General features: G+C 39.4%; 16 protein-coding genes. 10 read left to right on the top strand and 6 right to left on the bottom strand.

Annotated elements, in window-relative coordinates; all coding sequences use genetic code 11:
- The 3 genes from G9H60_RS07675 to G9H60_RS07665 all read left to right on the top strand — a co-directional run bounded on the left by G9H60_RS07675 (position 1) and on the right by G9H60_RS07665 (position 3,164).
- Positions 1-1,170, top strand: a complete 1,170-nt coding sequence (locus G9H60_RS07675) for a chromate transporter (RefSeq protein WP_223143470.1) — start codon at positions 1-3, stop codon at positions 1,168-1,170.
- A gap of 106 nt (positions 1,171-1,276) precedes the next feature.
- Positions 1,277-2,278: a ThuA domain-containing protein gene (locus tag G9H60_RS07670; protein ID WP_223143469.1), complete on the top strand. Its 1,002-nt coding sequence runs from the start codon at positions 1,277-1,279 to the stop codon at positions 2,276-2,278.
- Between the two features lie 7 nt (positions 2,279-2,285).
- Complete coding sequence (locus G9H60_RS07665; protein WP_223143468.1) at positions 2,286-3,164, top strand: alpha/beta hydrolase; 879 nt, start codon at positions 2,286-2,288, stop codon at positions 3,162-3,164.
- Here the strand turns inward: G9H60_RS07665 and G9H60_RS07660 are convergent.
- Complete coding sequence (locus G9H60_RS07660; RefSeq protein ID WP_262899980.1) at positions 3,161-4,327, bottom strand: LacI family DNA-binding transcriptional regulator; 1,167 nt, start codon at positions 4,325-4,327, stop codon at positions 3,161-3,163. The genes G9H60_RS07665 and G9H60_RS07660 overlap by 4 nt on opposite strands.
- Positions 4,328-4,537: 210 nt before the next feature.
- Here G9H60_RS07660 and uxuA point away from each other — a divergent pair, with 210 nt between their 5' ends.
- Genes uxuA through G9H60_RS07645 form a run of 3 tightly spaced genes read left to right on the top strand, consistent with a single transcriptional unit; the run spans position 4,538 to position 7,775 of the window.
- Positions 4,538-5,719, top strand: coding sequence for a mannonate dehydratase (gene uxuA, locus G9H60_RS07655; RefSeq protein ID WP_262899979.1), 1,182 nt, complete (start codon positions 4,538-4,540; stop codon positions 5,717-5,719).
- A gap of 14 nt (positions 5,720-5,733) precedes the next feature.
- Positions 5,734-6,492 (top strand): SDR family NAD(P)-dependent oxidoreductase, encoded by a 759-nt coding sequence (locus G9H60_RS07650; protein WP_223143467.1) that lies wholly within the window; start codon positions 5,734-5,736, stop codon positions 6,490-6,492.
- Positions 6,492-7,775 carry an MFS transporter gene (locus G9H60_RS07645; RefSeq protein WP_223143466.1) on the top strand — a complete coding sequence of 428 codons (1,284 nt, stop codon included), beginning with the start codon at positions 6,492-6,494 and terminating at the stop codon, positions 7,773-7,775. The genes G9H60_RS07650 and G9H60_RS07645 overlap by 1 nt, the downstream gene beginning before the upstream one ends.
- Here G9H60_RS07645 and G9H60_RS07640 read toward each other — a convergent pair whose 3' ends face one another.
- The 5 genes from G9H60_RS07640 to G9H60_RS07620 form a co-directional block, all read right to left on the bottom strand.
- Positions 7,776-8,618: a VOC family protein gene (locus G9H60_RS07640; protein WP_223143465.1), complete on the bottom strand. Its 843-nt coding sequence runs from the start codon at positions 8,616-8,618 to the stop codon at positions 7,776-7,778. It lies immediately after the preceding gene.
- Positions 8,619-8,679: 61 nt separating this feature from the next.
- A complete protein-coding gene (locus tag G9H60_RS07635; protein WP_223143464.1) occupies positions 8,680-9,171 on the bottom strand; it encodes a hypothetical protein in 492 nt (163 codons plus the stop codon).
- A gap of 222 nt (positions 9,172-9,393) precedes the next feature.
- Positions 9,394-10,929, bottom strand: coding sequence for a phosphatase PAP2 family protein (locus G9H60_RS07630; RefSeq protein ID WP_223143463.1), 1,536 nt, complete (start codon positions 10,927-10,929; stop codon positions 9,394-9,396).
- Positions 10,930-10,942: 13 nt separating this feature from the next.
- Positions 10,943-11,830, bottom strand: coding sequence for a hypothetical protein (locus G9H60_RS07625; protein WP_223143462.1), 888 nt, complete (start codon positions 11,828-11,830; stop codon positions 10,943-10,945).
- A gap of 72 nt (positions 11,831-11,902) precedes the next feature.
- The gene (locus G9H60_RS07620) at positions 11,903-12,424 is read right to left on the bottom strand and encodes a hypothetical protein (RefSeq protein ID WP_223143461.1); all 522 of its coding nucleotides are present in this window, start codon (positions 12,422-12,424) and stop codon (positions 11,903-11,905) included.
- Between the two features lie 155 nt (positions 12,425-12,579).
- Here G9H60_RS07620 and G9H60_RS07615 point away from each other — a divergent pair, with 155 nt between their 5' ends.
- From G9H60_RS07615 to G9H60_RS07600, 4 genes are read left to right on the top strand one after another with little or no spacing between them, the layout of a single operon-like run.
- On the top strand, positions 12,580-12,912 hold the full coding sequence (locus G9H60_RS07615) for an ArsR/SmtB family transcription factor (RefSeq protein ID WP_223143460.1): 333 nt from the start codon (positions 12,580-12,582) through the stop codon (positions 12,910-12,912).
- Between the two features lie 53 nt (positions 12,913-12,965).
- On the top strand, positions 12,966-13,811 hold the full coding sequence (locus G9H60_RS07610) for an arsenite methyltransferase (RefSeq protein ID WP_223143459.1): 846 nt from the start codon (positions 12,966-12,968) through the stop codon (positions 13,809-13,811).
- 10 nt (positions 13,812-13,821) lie between these two features.
- A complete protein-coding gene (locus G9H60_RS07605) occupies positions 13,822-14,280 on the top strand; it encodes a DinB family protein (protein WP_223143458.1) in 459 nt (152 codons plus the stop codon).
- 11 nt (positions 14,281-14,291) lie between these two features.
- Positions 14,292-15,599 (top strand): MFS transporter, encoded by a 1,308-nt coding sequence (locus tag G9H60_RS07600; protein ID WP_223143457.1) that lies wholly within the window; start codon positions 14,292-14,294, stop codon positions 15,597-15,599.
- The last annotated feature ends 1 nt before the right edge of the window (position 15,600 follow it).

Below are 15,600 nucleotides of genomic sequence, written 5' to 3'. Positions count from 1 at the left end.
ATGGAAGAAAAAGCACCTTATTCTTTATGGCAAATAAGTACCTATTTCCTCCATTTAGGTACGACGGGTTTCGGTGGTCCTGTGGCTTTGGTGGAGTATATGAGGCGGGACTTAGTAGAAATTAAACAGTGGATTTCAGAAGAAGAATTTAAACAAGGTCTAGCCTTGGCTCAATTGGCACCAGGGCCTCTTGCTGCACAGCTAGCTATTTATTTAGGTTTTGTACATTACCGTTATTGGGGGGCAACTTTAGCAGGTATCGCCTTTGTCATTCCTTCTTTTATCATGGTGGTTTTATTGGGAATGGCCTATCAAGCTTTTGGTGGTTTACCTTGGATGCAAGCAATCTTTTATGGAGTAGGCGCTGCAGTTATAGGTATCATTTTTCTCAGTAGCTATAAATTAACCACCAAAACCATTGGTTCCATTAGCCTTGCTTCTTTTCGAAAAGATGTCTGGTTATGGTTATTCTTTTTGGTAGGGGCATTGATCACATATATCACTCAAAAGGAAGGTATACTTCTGTTTATTGGTATTGGAATTTTCTATATGTTGTTAAAAGCCCCGCCTAAAGGCTTGAATAAACAGTCCAATTCTTTTTTATTGGCAACTTTCTTTTCATTTGAATATGATTCCAATATACTGTGGAAAATGGCCTTATTCTTTTTCAAAGCTGGGGCCTTTGTGTTTGGCAGTGGTTTAGCCATTGTTCCCTTTTTACAAAGTGGAGTAGTTCAAGAAAACCATTGGTTAACTGAGCAACAGTTTTTGGATGCCGTAGCTGTAGCTATGATTACTCCTGGTCCAATCGTCGTTACCGTGGGATTTATAGGTTATTTGGTGGCTGGTTTCCCTGGCGCAGTTGTCGCTGCTTTAGCTACATTTTTGCCTTGTTATTTATTTACCATATTACCGGCCCATCATTTCAAGAAAATTGCCAATAATGTATCTATTAAGGCATTTGTAGATGGAATAACGTCGGTGGTAGTGGGTGCTTTGTTTGGTGCCGTTTTGGTTATTGCCCAAAGAACCTTATCGGATTTAATAGGTGTGGGAATAGCTTCGTGTTCATTGCTAGTATTGATTTATTTCAAAAAACTGAAAGAACCATATATCTTGTTGGCTGCAGCTGTTTTAGGGTTATTTTTAAAACTGATAATTCAAATCTAAGCTACCCATATGGGTATTTTGAAAATGCACAGAATACTTGTATCTATGTATTGTTTAAGTATCTGATTGAAACAACATTTTATACTCATTCCCAACCATAGAACTAATGAATAAATTTTCTCAATTCTCGCTATTTTGTTTTGTCTTCATGCTGGCAACTTTTTCTTTCCTTGGGGAAAGTTACGCAAGCGCTAAGCCAGCAGCTAAATCCAAAGTGATTCGTACATTGATTGTTGATGGACAAAATAATCATGATCAATGGCCGAAAATCACCTTTATGATGAAGGATTTATTGGAGCAATCGGGAAAATTTAAGGTAGATGTACAGAGATCTCATTTTACTTGGAATGCAGCGGATTTGATTCCCAAATACATGTTGCCAGGTCTAGAAAATACAGTGGCATTGCCCAAGCCCAAAGCCGATTCTAGTTTTCACCCTCAATTCTCAGATTATGACCTAGTGATCTGCAATTTTGGTTGGAATGCAGCACCTTGGCCAGCAGAAACCCAAGTAGATTTTGAGAAATTCATGAAAAAAGGCGGTGGTTTAGTGGTTATTCATGCTGCTGATAACTCTTTTCCTCAATGGCCCGCCTACAATGAAATGATTGGTCTAGGAGGCTGGGGCGATCGTACGGAAAAAGATGGACCTTATGTCTATTATGATTTAGAAGGGAAATTGGTCAAAGATACACAAGCCGGAAGGGCAGGTTCACATGGACCACAAAAGGAATACCAAATAACCATTCGTAACGCTGATCACCCCATCACAAAAGGCATGCCTTTAACTTGGATGCACACCCAAGATGAAATGTATGATCGCTTACGTGGGCCAGCCGTCAATATGGAAATTTTGGGAACCGCTTTTTCTGCGAAGGAAAATAGAGGAACAGGTCGCCATGAGCCAATGTTGATTGTCACTCAATTTGGTAAAGGTCGCATATTTCATACCCCTATGGGCCATGCGGATTATTCGGTTTCTTGTGTAGGTTTTACCACCACCTTATTAAGAGGTGCACAATGGGCGGCAACAGGAAAAGTTGATATCCCAATTCCTGCTGATTTTCCAAAAGCCGACGTTTCTTCTAAACGCGAATACACTAAATAAGCTTTCGATGAAACGTGGTCTTTTCCTTAGTTTATTACTTTTGTTGAATATAGGTTTGGCCTATTCACAAGTAAGAATTCCTCTCTATTCAGGTAAAGCCCCAGGCTCAGAATCTTGGGATTGGAAAGAGGCTGAAAGTAGCTCCAATGGTTTTAATACTCGCTTGGTCTATAATGTCGTGGAACCAAGTATCACCGCTTACTTTCCAGAGAAATCCAAGGCAAATGGGACATCGGTCATCATAGCTCCGGGTGGGGCATTCCATATTTTATCTATCGATAGCGAAGGCATTGATGTGGCTAAATGGTTGAATCAACGAGGTATAACGGCTTTTGTGTTAAAATACCGAGTGGTTCATATCCTTTCCAATGATCCCGTGAAAGAATTGAGTACTAAGATGCAGGATTTTAACAAATTGGATAAAATCAATGCACCGGTAATAAAACTAGCCACCCAAGATGGATTAAAGGCGATGGAATATGTACGAAATCATGCTTCTGATTGGGGATTGAATCCTCAAAAGATTGGATTTATGGGTTTTTCTGCCGGAGGAACATTAACCATGTCGGTCTTACAAACGGCTAGCGATGCTAATCGTCCTAATTTTGTAGCTCCTATTTATCTGTATAAAAAAGCCGTATTAGGTACCCAAATCCCTAGTAATTGGATCCCTATTTTTATAGCTGCAGCCAGTGATGATAATCTAGGATTAGCAACGCATTCTGTAGACTTGTATTTGGAATGGCTGAAAGCAAAACAACCCGCTGAATTACATATGTATGTTAAGGGCGGACATGGTTTTGGTATGCGAAAAATGAATACGCCGTCAGATTATTGGACAATGGATTTCGAACATTGGTTACACTTTCACCAATATATTCCTTAGCCCTTTTTTAGAGAAGATTTTCGAATGATGAGTTGACCCTGAACCAGCACATCTTTTTGCTGTCTTGCCTCTTTGTTTGATATAACATCAAACAGTAAAGCTGCGGCGACTTCTCCCACTTTTTGTGGAAATAAATGAAAAACAGTCAAGGCGGGTTCTACAATCTCAGCCAGGTATTCATCCCCGAAGCCTACAATCCCTAATTTTTGAGGAATTTCAATGCCAAGCTCTTTGGCATATTGAATGATTTCTACGGCATTCAAATAATGTATGGCAAAAATGGCGTCAGGTGGCTCAGGTAATTGTTGCCATGCATCTACACTTGCCAAGGCAAACTCCTTACTGAAATCCCCATGCACCATGTATTCTGGTTTTATAGGTAGATCGTGCTTTTCCAAAGCACTGATGTATCCTTCTTTCCTTTTTTGACTAATCAATAATTCGGGAGGCCCTGCTAATATCGCGATGCGTTGATAACCTTGTTGAATCAAATGTTCTACCAATTGGAATGCCCCCTCAAAATCTTCTTGCCTGATTTTAGGAGTTTCCACTTCGCTACAAATTCGATCAAAATGTACCATGGGCAAGCCCTTTTCAAACAAGTTTTTGATTTGATTGAAGCGCGTAGTTTCTTTGGAATGAGAAATTAAAAGACCATCAACATGGCTGGCTAATAGACCTTGGATGTTGGTAACTTCTGTTTCATAGGATTCATTGGATTGGCAAATCATCACACGATAACCATGCTCATTGGCGACTTCCTGAATACCCGATAAAACGCCTGCAAAAAAGGGTCTTTTGATATTGGGAATAACTACCCCAATTGTTTTTGTTTCTCCTCTTTGAAATCCTTTGGCAAATAAATTGGGATTATAGTCGAGCTCCAAAGCCAGTTTTTGAATGGCATCTCGGGTTTTGGGACTGATATCTGCTTTATTATTTAAAGCGCGCGAAACGGTGGCAATGGAAACCCCCATGATTTGCGCAATGTCCTTGATGGTGGTATGAACCTGTTTTTGAGGACTAGCTTTTTCAGTATGTTCCTGGGTAAAATGATAGTCACAAGATTTACAATGAAAACGTACTTTCCCTCGAATCATTCCTGCCCGAATGACGGCTGTTGATGTGGAGCATTTTGGACAGGTTTCCAATATTTGTTTCAAAGTTTACATGGAGGGTATAATATTTCAAAGAATTTCATCACCTATCGGTAACGTTTACGAAGACTTAAATTGAAATAAAACCCCTATATTAAGCTCAAATTAGGACATTTTCCTGATAAAAGCCTATTTTATGTTTGAAAAATATATGTAATTGCTTTCAGTATAATGTGGCCATATTTGACTTTTTACAAGAAATAACCTCATTGAATCATGCTACATACCATGCGCTGGTTTGGTCCACATGACCTAGTTTCTTTAATGGATATTCGCCAAGCGGGATGCCAAGGTGTAGTGACAGCATTGCATCAAATTCCCGTGGGAGAGGTATGGTCACAAGAAGCCATTCAAGAACGAATTGATATCATTGAGCAAGCTAATCTTCTGTATTCCCCTCTTCATTGGTCTGTCGTAGAGAGTTTACCTGTCCATGAAGCAATTAAAAAAGCATTGCCCGAACGAGAGCAATACATCGAGAACTACCGAATTTCTTTATCAAATTTGGCAGCCAAGGGAATAAAAACAGTATGTTATAATTTCATGCCCGTATTGGATTGGTCCAGAACAAAACTCGATTTTGAGATGCCTGATGGAGCTAAGGCCTTACGATTTGTATGGACAGATTTTGCCATTTTTGATTTATTCATCTTGAAGAGGCCCAATGCCCCGATGGATTATTCAAAAGCCGTTCAAGAGGCTGCAAAATTGAAATTTGAAGGTATGACTAATGCTGAAAAAGCAGAGTTACAAAATACGGTTTTATTGGGCTTGCCTGGTTCTGAGGAGGCCTTTCATCTTGAAAATTTTCAAAGTTTATTGGATCAATACCAGGAGATTGGGGCAGATTCTTTACGAGAAAATTTACATTACTTTATTCAGCAAGTAGCTCCTTTGGCTCAAGAATTGGGGATCAATTTATGCATTCACCCAGATGACCCTCCTTTTCCACTATTGGGATTGCCTAGGGTGGTGAGTACGGAGAGTGATCTAGCTTCATTGATGGAAGCTTCGCCTGTTCGTGCGAATGGTATTACCTTTTGTACAGGTTCTTTAGGAGTTAGGCCAGACAATAATTTGCCATCCATCATCCGAAGATTTGCCGATCGGATTCATTTTATACATTTAAGAACGACAAAAAGAGAGCAGGAAGATCCTCTGATTTTTCATGAAGCGCCCCATTTAGTAGGTGATGTCCCTATGTTTGAAGTGATTAAAGCTATTCATGAAGAGGAAGTAAAACGAGGAGGGGAACAAATTCCCATGCGTCCAGATCATGGACATCAAATGCTGGATGATTTACATAAAAAAACCTATCCTGGATATTCGGCCATTGGTCGTTTGAGAGGATTAGCAGAAATACGAGGCATGGAATTGGCCATTGCTCGAATGACATAATGAATTAATAGAAAATGGAGAACAAATTTTCATTGGCCGGAAAGGTGGCTTTAATTACTGGAGGAGGGACAGGTATCGGTTTTGATATAGCAAAATGTATGTTGGCTAGCGGAGCGAATGTCATCATTACAGGTAGAAGAGAAAATGTCTTGCAAGAAGCCGTTAATAATTTGGGTGCAGGTGCATTTTATTTTGTGCATGATATGGCAGATGTTAGTGCTACGCCTAGTTTGGTGGCTGATATTATAAGTTCTCATGGTAAAATAGACATATTGGTCAACAATGCAGGAATCAACATGAAACGTCCGGCTATAGATGTTTCAAACGATGATTTTGCACAAATTATCCAAGTCAATTTAAATGCGGTGTTTGTGTTAAGTCGAGAGGTAGGTAAGCATATGTTGGAAAGAAAATCAGGATCCATCATCATGATTTCATCCATGGCGGCATATTATGGAATAGATCGAGTGGCGGCTTATGCGTCTTCTAAATCAGGATTGTACGGTTTAGTTCGAGTATTAGCTTCTGAATGGTCGGCCCATGGGGTACGAGTAAATGCCATTGCTCCAGGGTTTATAGAAACAGCCATGAGTAAAACAGCCATGAATTCAGATCCTGATCGTAAACATAAGGCTATGGATAGGACGCCAATGGGCTATTTTGGTAAACCAGAAGATGTGGCATGGGCGGCAGTATTTTTAGCCTCCGATGCGGCTGGATATATTACAGGTGTTTCAATTCCCGTAGATGGGGGTAATTCAATTGGATTCTAATGAAAGAAAAAGTAGGAAATTTTCGCTGGGTAGTAGTAGCCTTATTGTTTTTTGCTACGACCATCAATTACTTGGATCGTCAAGTGATTGGATTACTAAAGCCAACTTTAGAAAAGGAGCTGAATTGGTCTGAAACAGATTATAGTTTCATCGTGATGTGCTTTACAGCCTCTTATGCTATTGGCTTGCTGTTTTTTGGAAAGATTATTGACCAAATTGGTTCCAAATTAGGCTATACCATTTCAATAATTATCTGGTCCATAGCAGCCATGTTTCATGCTTTGGCCAAAAGCTCATTCGGTTTTGGAGCAGCTAGAGCGGTATTGGGCTTAGGAGAAGCTGGGAATTTCCCTGCTGCCATTAAATCAGTAGCTGAATGGTTCCCTAAAAAAGAAAGAGCCTTTGCCACTGGGATTTTTAATTCCGGAGCCAACATTGGCGCGATGGTTGCGCCCATCATGGTTCCATGGTTATTGGGAGCATATGGCTGGCAAGAGGCATTTTTAATTACCGGAGCCATAGGATTTATTTGGCTTATTTTTTGGTGGATTTTCTACGAAATCCCCTCTCGGAAAAAAGGAATTAGTCAGTCCGAATTAGATTATATTCAAGAAGATGACCATGAAGATAATACGCCTATTGCCTGGGGCAAGTTGTTTACCATTCCCCAAACTTGGGTGTTCATCGTTGGGAAGTTTTTTACGGACCCCATTTGGTGGTTTTTCCTTTTTTGGTTACCGTCTTATTTCTCTTCCACCTTTTCTTTAGATCTAAAAAAACCGAGCATTCATTTAGCGGTATTGTTTACTTGTACCTCCATTGGTAGTATTGGAGGAGGCTATATTCCAGGTTGGTTAATGCGCAAAGGTTGGCCAGTACATAAAGCCAGAAAAACAGCGATGTTATTTTTTGCCTTGTTAGCTTTGCCTATCATCTCAGCTCGTTGGGCTACGGATATTTGGCAAGCCGTTATATTAATTAGTATTGCTGCTTCGGCGCACCAGGCTTGGTCGGCCAACATTTTTACCTCTGTTTCGGATATGTTTCCTAAAAATGCCATCAGTTCGGTGGTAGGTATAGGTGGATTAGCGGGTTCTTTGGGAGGGGTTATTTTTCCCTATTTTATTGGAATCATTTTAGATACCTATAAGGCCAACGATAATTTATCAGGAGGATATAATTTAATCTTTTTGATCTGTGGATCGGCCTATTTATTGGCCTGGTTACTCATACATTTTATTTCGCCAAGAATGTCACCGGTAGGAAAAACCAATCCTGAATAGTTAGCCCTTAACGGCCGTTTCAAGAGCTTGAATGTCAATTTTTCCCATGTTCATGAATACCTTCATGAATGTGGGATTATGGGAATGACGCATCAATTGCCCCATATTTTTGGGGATAATTTGCCAGGAAACACCGAATGGGTCTTTGATCCACCCACATTGGCTTGGACTTCCCCCATCTCGAATAAAGCTATCCCAATAAAAGTCAATTTCAGCTTGATTTTGGCAAGTTATCACGAAGGAAATGGCATCATTGAAGATGAATTGATGCATGTATGAGCTTTCTAGGGCAATGAATGACTGCCCATTTAATTGAAATTGAGCGTGTTGAATATTCCCTTCTTCATCCCCGCTTCCTTTGGCATAGCGATCTAATAAATTAATCTGAGAATGAGGGATTAAAGAAGTATAATACCGAATGGCTTTCTCCGCTTTCCCATTATTATGTTGAGTAAATAAAAGTGCAGGTATTATTTTATCTGGAAGGGTATCATGCATCATCAGTTGCCAACTAATGCCATTTTTATCTTCACACCAACCGTATAAACTACTCCAAGGGTAGCTGTTTAATTCCATCAATGTTTTACCCTCATTTGATAAAGCTGACCATTTTTTTTCCAGCTCTTCCGTAGAATGAAAAATGAGAAAAAAGGAAATGGAGGGATTAAATGATACTTGTTTGGCTCCTCCTAAAAAAGTAAAGTTCCGACCAAGAATTTGAACAGAGCTAAGCATTGGATTTTCGGATTGCACAACAAAATCCTCAAAAATCGATTGGTAAAATTCCCTTGCTTCTTGAGCTGTTTGTTTAAACCAAAGACAAGTATGAATGGAGCTTGACATAAATCCCATGTTAAATGTTAGACACAGGAATTTTACGAAAATTATTTCAGAAACCCATTATTTAGAAGGCTATTCCTAATTGAATTGTCAAATTCGCCGAAACGGGTCGATCATTTCCAAAACGTATAGGCATTGGAATGGCTAAGTAATAATTGCTGAATTTATTTTTTTTCAAGACTTTATTTAAGACAGGAGTAATACCATATCGACCGCTTGTTTCAAATGCTACTCGACCAGCAAAGGTGTAGCCTTTACCCAATCGATATAAGATACCGGGGTGAAATGTTACATTATTGACTTTGTGACTACCATTTTCACTGCGAATGGCAGGGATGACCTCAAAAGAAAAGCCTACTTTTTCTGTTTTCCAAATATTGAGAGCAATAGGAAATCCAACCGAATAAGAATTCCCGAAATTTCCTGTTGTACTACCATCAGAAACAGTAATGATGGAATGGGCAATACCAATATGTCCAGCAATTTTTGGAAAATGTTCTTGAGAAAATGCCGTGAAGGGAAATACTAAAAATGAGAGATAGATAAATTTTTTCATAACACAGGATATAAAATCTATGGTTTAAATAGACAAATCAAAATTAGCTCATATTAATTGGTTTAGCAAGGATTTTAAAATAGAATTTGTGTCTAAGGATTTATGTCGTTTGAAATAAAGTATTGGTTTGAAACAAAAATAGCCGACTGAAAACATGTCAGTCGACTATTAAAAATTACCCCTTAATTATATTTTTATAGGCGGATTAAATAAAGATTAAGCTTAAAGCGCACCATCTTGGCTAGCTCGTTTAACGGCATATTGGCCTATGGCTTTTCCGTGTTTTAAGCCCATGGTGCAATCTAATCTCCAATGAATTAGTCCATAAACTCGCGAATCAGAAGCTTGCTGGGCATAGGAATTAAATGTGCTGGCTTTTTGTGGAAAGAAGGCGGATAAAACTTCAGCCCCTGCTGCGGAAAATGTAGAGTGTCCGGAGGTATAGCTGGGAAAGTTGGGTAAACCCACTGAAGTTTTAAGGCCATATTGCTGTGGGCGAGGGCTATAATAATAGAATTTGGTATCCCAGCAGCCTATTCCTGCATCCATTTCTGCTGTACCTAAATAGGCCAACATTCTAGCCATGCGCACTTCACTGTATTTAGCTTCAAAACCTGCATTGGCTCCATAACGATGCCAATGTCCAGGAGGAGTATAGGTTCCAGGACCATCTGCCCAAAAATTAGCAATGGCAGCTTGCTCGCGGGTTTGATTTTTATCGATGGCTACAAGTTCCTCGTAATCTTTTTTGAACTCTGCAGATCCTTCTATATAAGGAATGGCTGGGCGGATGGCCTCAAGGGTGGCACGGTCAAAGTTCCAAGTTTTTACATTTCCGAAAGTCGGAAGCATCGGAGGTCTAGCTGGACTTTCTTGGCTTGTCCAAACGGTAGTGAACCCTAAAGATTTGGAACGAGTTATCATATCAGCTGTAGCAGCTTGATTGTTGGCAGCTCCCATACCATCTGCTCGAGCTCTAACCATTACTTTGGCTGCCACGGCTCCTCCCAAACTAACTCCAGCATTCAGGTCCGAACTTACATTCATACCAGCCCAAAGTCGCGCGTTTTTACACTCTTCCAACTTGGATCTTAGGAAGGGTCCTTCACCAGGAAACATGGCTAATAAAATGACATAGCTGGCTTGTGCTACCACGGCATCTTCTGAAGGATAACTTGGTAAATTACTTACTGGTAATAAGGGTTTAATGGCTTTATCCACTACACTTGGCGACTGGCGGTTGAATTGGTATTTGTATTTCCAGGCGCTAACTAAGGCATCAAATTGGGCCACGCTTAAATAAGCCAAAGCTCTCGATACATATGGAGGATTAGCAAAAGGGAATTTTGGGTCAGCTAATGGATTGGCAGCATCGGGTACGGGATATTTTCCTTCAGCATTAGCGGCTGGTGCCGAATTATATCGAGCAGATAATTCTCTGGCTAATTCATTCCAACGATATACTGCACCTGCTCCCCAATAGGCAACGATTTGTCTTTGCTCATTAGTTAAATTAGGGGCAACAATATTTTTTAACGAATCAATTTCTTTTTGGTAAGTCGGGTCATTGGTTCCTGCGGGAGAGGCAATGCTTACTTCTGTTGGGGAACTCAAGATAAAGGTTTTCCAAGAACCTGCATTTTCATCAATATTGGCAGGTATATAAGGAGCAATTAAAGCTTCTGATGCTGAGTTTTCACAAGAAAGTAGAAAACCAAAGCACAGAATAGTTATCAAATAGTATATATATTTTTTCATGATGTTCGAATGATTATTTAACCTTAAATAGGTACAATAAACCAACAGTTACGTTGGTACTTTGTCCTGCATTTTGCCCGTCTAGGACATACGATACTTTGGCGCTTACTCCAATTGATTTTGGCTGGTATTTGGCATAAGCACCTACAGCTGTCATGGTCATGTCATTGGTCAGAAATGGCATGGAATTACGACGAATATTATCACCTCCTGCACAAGAGAAATGCTCAGCGAAAAGCTCTAATTGGTTTTCTTTTTTGAGATAACCCAAACGAAACATGGCATCAAAAGCATTGGGAACACTTACAGAACTAGAGTTTACTAGTCTTTCTCCATTCAAATACGAGTCGCGATCTACCGTGACAGAACTTCTGACAATGTAGGAGCTAGTAGCACTAATGAATAAGTTGGATGGTAGGTTATAGTGTAATATGGCTCTTGCACTGAAAGTTTTAGCCCCAATTCCGATGGACATTGGCATGAATTCGGTCACGTAATTACTCATGGGAGTACTAACTCCCAATGTAGCATGTCCGTGTAATTGTTTATAGTTAAAAACATTGGCTTTTAACCAAAGACTCACATCTTGTAAGCCTTGCTGGCCCATTAAATTACCTCGGCTTGCCTGGGTTTTTACATAGGGAACCATGACTAACGCATTCACTTTTTTAGTAATGCCATAGGCAATCATGGCGGATAAGGATTCGGTGCTCAGTTTACCGATGTTGGGATTATCTCTTTTTAACGAGTTTTCCCAATAATTGGTCCATGAGGAATTCCCATACATCAGGGCTCCACAGGCAATATTTTTGTTCATGTAGATTTGATCATGAGGCATTTGTGCCATGATCGTATTCATACTCACAAAGGAGATGAATACACACAGTAAAGTATGTTTCATTTTGCTTAATTAATTTGAAATACAACAAACGTGAAAGAAGGGAATTCTTTCAGGCTATTTTTCCAGATTTAATTAAGCTTGCCGTGGAGGAGAAAATAAGGCATCCTGGAATGAGGATGTCTGTAATGGTACATGTTGAGGAGTTGTAGTTTCGTTAGGCCATTCTAAGATGTAGAATACCCAAGCACTACTAGATTGACAATACTCTTTAACGAGCGTTTGAATTAATTTACTTTTTGCAGGAGTTTTTTCTGGCTGATCACCTAAATGTTCATTGACTAAATCTGCCAAATCCAAAAATTGATCTCGAGCGTTTCTATCATTAACAACACGCGTATACAAGGTGTCATTTTCAATCTTTTGATCTAACATTTGATAGAACTCATCCCCTTGCTGCAGGGCCCCTGAAACCTCTTGAGGTATTTCCCTATTGCTAGGATAGGGCAAAGAAATAGGTATTTTCACCACATAGGAATCACTTTCTGACTCACTATTGACAAATTCCGTATCTGAATTGGCTACATAACGCAATGCAAATCCACCCGCCTGATAAAGGAGGATAAATAATAGCATTATGGAGGCCAGTCTTTTCATGAATTCGCAAAACTAGCATAAACTAGTATAATTCCAACTATTAATATGGATTTTGTGTCATCGAACATACACTAGGTCAAGTTTTTTCCAAATATGAAAAGAATTTACAGGTAAATTTTTTAATTCGACATATTCATCGTAATATTGCGATTGATATGGGAGCAAGTAAACTAATTAATTATACTGAAGAGCAGATTTTAGTAGCCAAGTATGCCAAAGCTTTGTCGCATCCTGCGCGCATGGCCATAATGCAATTGTTGTTGGCCAAACAATCTTGTATCTGTGGTGATATCGTCGATGAGTTGCCTTTATCTCAGTCGACCGTGTCACAACATTTAAAGGAATTGAAAGAAGCTGGTTTGGTTCGAGGTCAAATTGATGGTGTTTCGATTTGTTATTGCATCAATGAACCTGAGTGGGCCAAGTTAACGGACTTGCTGGGTCATTTTTTTGAAAAAAGGCATGTAAAAACAAGTAGTTGTTGTTAAATTTTTTTGTTTAAATCAATCGTAAAATTACGATTAATAAAAATCAATATATCATGAAAACAGAACAAGAATTAAAGGAAATTGTGAAACAAAAATATGGCGAGATTGCCATGCAAGGAAAAGAAGAAAATATGGCTTCTTGCTGTGGAGCGGGAGGTTGTTCGACCGAGGTGTATAATATCATGTCGGAAGATTATACCACTTTAGAAGGATATAATGCGGATGCTGATTTGGGATTGGGATGTGGATTACCGACGCAATTTGCCAAAATGAAAGAAGGCGATGTGGTTGTGGATTTAGGTAGTGGGGCCGGGAATGATTGTTTTATTGCTCGTCATGAAGTTGGGGAAAAGGGCAAGGTAATTGGTGTAGATTTTACACCCCAAATGATTGAAAGAGCAAGAATCAATGCTGAGATTAGAGGATTCAATAACGTGGAGTTTCGTCAAGGGGATATCGAAAACATGCCTATTTCCGCCAATGTAGCTGATGTTATTGTGAGTAATTGTGTTTTGAATTTGGTGCCCAATAAAGCTGGAGTATTTCAAGATATTTATCGGGTGTTAAAACCTGGAGGTCATTTCAGTATATCTGATGTCGTGCTTGTAGGCGAATTACCTTCTGGATTACAAAAAGATGCGGAAATGTACGCGGGATGTGTAGCTGGAGCAATACAAAAAGAAGAATACATGCATTTAATCCAAGCGAGTGGATTTGTGAATGTACAGATTCAAAAAGAAAAGGCTATTATTATTCCGAATGATATTTTGAGTAATTATTTGAGCGCTCAAGAAATTGAGGAATTTAAATCAGGTAAAACGGGGATATTTTCAATTTCGGTTTTTGCACAAAAACCAGTCGAGGAGAATGCTTGTAAGCCTGGATCAGGTTGTTGCTAATAAACATTTTATGAAATCAAAGACACAAATTTTACTGGATTTGTGGGTCGAGTCTCGGACTAGATTTACAAAATTATTGGATGGTATTACCGAAGCGGATTTAGCCAAAAAGGTAGGGGATTCACCCAATTCAGCCGGTTTTTTAATTCGTCATATTGGGGATGTGGAATTGCTATTTGCCAAGAATGTGTTTGGAGATACTAGTATTAAGGTTGTGGCAAAAACGGTGATTGATCAGAGGGATTCGGGAGAGTGGACAAATTTGGTTGAGCTAAGGACTTATGTTCAAGATTCGTTTGAAAAATTGCATTCCATTGTTTCCCAGCAAAGTGAAGATGATTGGGAACAAATCATTTCGACCAAAGAATTTGGGACGAAAACAAAATCGGAAGCATTTGGAAGAATTGTTTCACATACGGCTTACCATGCGGGTCAATTGGCCATTGTTTTAAAATACGGTCAAATGTAATTATTCGACATATGGAACAAGTCAAATTGGGTTTGCGCGAAAATTGGAAACAGTTTAGCTTGTTGGTACTAATCAATGCTTTTGTGGGTGGAATGGTGGGATTAGAACGCACCATTTTACCACAAATAGCAGAGAAAGAATTTGATCTTGCAGCCAAAACAGCCATTCTTTCATTTATCATAGTTTTTGGCATTGTCAAAGCCATTTCAAACTATTTCGCAGGAAGTTTAGCCAACCGTTTTGGCCGTAAAAACCTATTGGTTTTTGGATGGATTATGGCCATTCCTATTCCTTTTTTGCTCATGTTTGCTCCCAATTGGAATTGGGTCATTGTTGCCAATGTTTTTTTGGGCATAAATCAAGGATTAGCCTGGAGCTCTACAGTAGTGATGAAGATTGATTTGGTAGGCGAGAAGCAGCGTGGATTAGCCATGGGAATAAATGAATCTGCTGGTTATTTAGCGGTAGCCCTTTTTGCTTTTTTATCTGGATATATAGCGAATCAATTTGGCTTAAGGCCATATCCTTTTTATCTCGGAATTTTGCTCGTCATATTGGGTTTGCTAGGTAGTTATTTTTTCATCAATGATACCCGACAACACGTAATCCAGGAGGAGCAAACGAGTCGTGTACCCCGCCTACAACAAATTTTTTTGGAGACTACCTGGAAGAATCGAAATTTAGGATCAGTAACCCAAGCAGGATTGATTAATAACCTAAATGATGGGATGGTTTGGGGGATTTTCCCCATGTTATTGGCTAGTAAAGGTTTTGAATTGCAACAAATAGGATTGATTATAGCAATATACCCCGCAGTATGGGGATTGGGGCAATTATTGACAGGAAAAATGTCTGATAAATTCTGTAAAAAGGATATGCTTTTTAGCGGGATGTTATTGCAAGGAATAGCCTTAATTTTATTGATTTGGGCCGAAACCATAGTGCAATTCATGGGAATTTCGGCCTTGTTGGGCTGGGGGACAGCCATGGTTTATCCTACTTTTTTGTCGACTTTAGCCGAAAATACACATCCTTTAGATCGGGCAAAAAGTATGGGCATCTTCAGGTTATGGAGAGATTTGGGCTATGCCATTGGAGCATTGATGACTGGCATTTTGGCGGATTACTTGGGGATTCTTTCTGCCGTTATTTTTATCGGTATCTTGACTTGTCTGTCAGCGGTAATTATCAAAGTCCGAATGCGCTGTGGTGAAGGAGATTCTATCAAAATTTGGGATTGGGTAGTGGGGAAGAAAGCCAATTCAACATGTAGTAATTCACACAAATTGATCCAATCCATGGAATACATGGTGGCCTAAA

Source organism: Aquirufa aurantiipilula (genome assembly GCF_019923745.1).
GTDB lineage: Bacteria > Bacteroidota > Bacteroidia > Cytophagales > Spirosomataceae > Aquirufa > Aquirufa aurantiipilula.
Note: the sequence above shows the minus strand (reverse complement) of the source record. Positions and strands in the feature narration are given on the sequence as shown.